At 59.4% G+C, this 3,259-nt stretch carries 1 tRNA gene and 2 rRNA genes; all 3 read left to right on the forward strand.

What is annotated here, in order from left to right:
• Positions 1-100: 100 nt before the first annotated feature.
• The 3 genes from DV704_RS12005 to DV704_RS12015 all read left to right on the forward strand — a co-directional run bounded on the left by DV704_RS12005 (position 101) and on the right by DV704_RS12015 (position 3,258).
• Positions 101-2,999: ribosomal RNA gene (locus DV704_RS12005) — 23S ribosomal RNA — on the forward strand.
• Between the two features lie 55 nt (positions 3,000-3,054).
• Positions 3,055-3,171, forward strand: a 5S ribosomal RNA gene (rrf, locus tag DV704_RS12010).
• Between the two features lie 11 nt (positions 3,172-3,182).
• A tRNA-Gly gene (locus DV704_RS12015) sits at positions 3,183-3,258 on the forward strand.
• Position 3,259: the final 1 nt, after the last annotated feature.

The following is a 3,259-nucleotide window of genomic DNA, read 5'->3' on the forward strand; positions in this document are numbered from 1 at the left end:
CTTGACATCTTTTTGTGCATTTAGTACTCTTCTCGTTGCGCTTCCTTTTAGGGGCGCGGGGATCATGAAAAGCGGGCGGTGGAGCGGATAGCTCTAGCAGGGTCAAGATATGAGGGGCACACGGTGGATGCCTTGGCACCTGAGCCGATGAAGGACGTGGTTACCTGCGAAAAGCCTGGGGGAGCTGGTAGCGAGCGTTGATCCCGGGATATCCGAATGGGGGAACCTGGCCTGTGGGGACACGGGTCACCGCGGAAGCGGGGGGAACCCGGGGAACTGAAACATCTTAGTACCCGGAGGAGGAGAAAGAGATATCGATTCCCTGAGTAGCGGCGAGCGAAAGGGGAGGAGCCTAAACCCAGGTGCGTGCGCCTGGGGGTAGTGGGGCCTCTGTTGGTCTAGTTTCTGGTCTAGCCGAAGCTTGCTGGGAAGCGGCACCGGAGAAGGTGAAAGTCCTGTAGGCGAAAGGCTGGGGGCTGGATGGGGGTACCCGAGTAGCCTGTGGTTCGTGGAGCCATGGGTGAATCTGCGCGGACCACCGCGTAAGGCTAAATACTACAGGTGACCGATAGTGGATCAGTACCGTGAGGGAAAGGTGAAAAGAACCCCGGGAGGGGAGTGAAATAGAGCCTGAAACCGTGTGCTTACGAGCAATCACGGGGCCTTTGGGCCTTGTGGTGTGCCTATTGAAGCATGAGCCGGCGACTCACGGTCGTAGGCGAGCTTAAGCCGTGGAGGCGGAGGCGTAGGGAAACCGAGTCCGAAGAGGGCGTTTAGTCTGCGGCCGTGGACCCGAAACCGGGTGAGCTAGTCCTGGCCAGGGTGAAGCTGGGGTGAAACCCAGTGGAGGCCCGAACCGGTGGGGGATGCAAACCCTTCGGATGAGCTGGGGTTAGGAGTGAAAAGCTAACCGAACCCGGAGATAGCTGGTTCTCCCCGAAATGACTTTAGGGTCAGCCTCAGGTGCTGATTCCTGCCTGTAAAGCACTGAAAGGGCTAGGGGGCCTACCAGCCTACCAAACCCTATCAAACTCTGAAGGGTAGGAAGTGGAGCCTGGGAGTGAGGGTGCGGGTGCTAACATTCGCATCCGAGCGCGGGAACAACCGAGACCGCCGAATAAGGTCCCGAAGTGTAGGCTAAGTGGGAAAAGATGTGGCGTTGCTGAGACAGCCAGGAGGTTGGCTTAGAAGCAGCCATCCTTTGAAGAGTGCGTAATAGCTCACTGGTCGAGTGACGCTGCGCTGAAAATGATCGGGGCTGAAGCCTACCGCCGAATTCGCGGACTCACGCAGGTGAGTGGTAGGGGAGCGTTCCCGATGCCGAGGAAGGTTGTCTGTGAGGGCAGCTGGAGGCAAGGGAAGTGCGAATGCCGGCATGAGTAACGATAAACAGGGTGAGAATCCCTGTCGCCGTAAGCCCGAGGTTTCCTACGCGATGGTCGTCAACGTAGGGTTAGGCGGGGCCTAAGGATAACCCGAGAGGGGAGGCCGAAGGGCAACTGGTTAATATTCCAGTCCTACTGTGCGGTGCGATGGGGTGACGCTTTAGGCTAGGCGAACCGGAGCCATGGACGAGCCCGGACAGAAGCCCAAAGGGGACTACAGGCAAATCCGTAGTCTGATACCGGTGGGTGGTGTGGAAGCCGCGAGGTGACAACTCGCCGAAGCCATGGAGCCTAGAAAAGCCTCTAAGCGTAACTGCACAGTACCCGTACCGGAGACCGACACAGGTGGGCGGGTGCGAGAGCACTCAGGCGCGCGGGAGAACCCTCGCCAAGGAACTTTGCAAGTTAGCCCCGTAACTTCGGGAGAAGGGGTGCTCTGGGTGGTGCCGCGTGCGGCGCCACTGGGGAGCCGCAGTGAATAGGCGCTGGCGACTGTTTACCAAAAACACAGCTCTCTGCGAACGCGTAAGCGGAGGTATAGGGAGCGACGCTTGCCCGGTGCTGGAAGGTCAAGGGGAGGGGTGGGAGCCCTGAACCGAAGCCCCAGTGAACGGCGGCCGTAACTATAACGGTCCTAAGGTAGCGAAATTCCTTGTCGGGTAAGTTCCGACCTGCACGAAAAGCGTAACGACCGGCGCGCTGTCTCGGCGAGGGACCCGGTGAAATTGAACTGGCTGTGAAGATGCGGCCTACCCGTGGCAGGACGAAAAGACCCCGTGGAGCTTTACTGCAGTCTGGCCTTGAGACCCGGCCGTTTTTGCGCAGGATAGGTGGGAGCCTGTGAGGCTGTTCTTTCGGGGGCAGCGGAGGCGACGGTGAGATACCACCCTAAGACGTCTGGGTTTCTAACCCTGGGAGGGCCAAGGGTCCTTGGGGGACAGGGTTTGACGGGCAGTTTGACTGGGGCGGTCGCCTCCCAAAGGGTAACGGAGGCGCCCAAAGGTTCCCTCAGGTGGGACGGAAACCCACTGGAGAGCGCAAGGGTAGAAGGGAGCTTGACTGTGAGGCCTGCAAGCCGAGCAGGGGCGAAAGCCGGGCCTAGTGAACCTGTGGTTCCGTGTGGAAGGGCCATAGATCAACGGATAAAAGTTACCCCGGGGATAACAGGCTGATCTCCCCCGAGCGTCCATAGCGGCGGGGAGGTTTGGCACCTCGATGTCGGCTCGTCGCATCCTGGGGCTGAAGAAGGTCCCAAGGGTTGGGCTGTTCGCCCATTAAAGCGGCACGCGAGCTGGGTTCAGAACGTCGTGAGACAGTTCGGTCTCTATCCGTCACGGGCGGAAGAAGGTTGAGGGGGGCTGCTCCTAGTACGAGAGGACCGGAGTGGACGCACCGCTGGTTTTCCGGCTGTTCTTCCAAGGGCATAAGCCGGGTAGCCAAGTGCGGGAGGGATAACCGCTGAAAGCATCTAAGCGGGAAACCTGCCCCAAGATGAGCCTTCTTACGGAGTTGATCCGGTAAGGACCCCAGGAGAATACTGGGTGGATCGGCGGGGGGTGTAAGCGCAGCGATGCGTTTAGCCGACCCGTGCGAATGGTCCGAGGTCTTGACCCTGATGCAGTGATGGCTCTGCCGCCTGCTGATTTTTTGAGTGGTAGAAAGGAGAGACCTCTGTGCCCATAGCGGCATGGAACCACCCGTTCCCATTCCGAACACGGAAGTGAAACGTGCCTGCGCCGATGGTACTGGGTTCGAAGGGACCTGGGAGAGTAGGGCGGTGCAGAGGTTTTATTTTTTGCGGGAGTAGCTCAGTTGGTAGAGCACAACCTTGCCAAGGTTGGGGCCGCGGGTTCAAGTCCCGTCTCCCGCTCCAG

This window comes from Meiothermus sp. QL-1, from assembly GCF_003351145.1.
Classification (GTDB): Bacteria; Deinococcota; Deinococci; order Deinococcales; family Thermaceae; genus Meiothermus.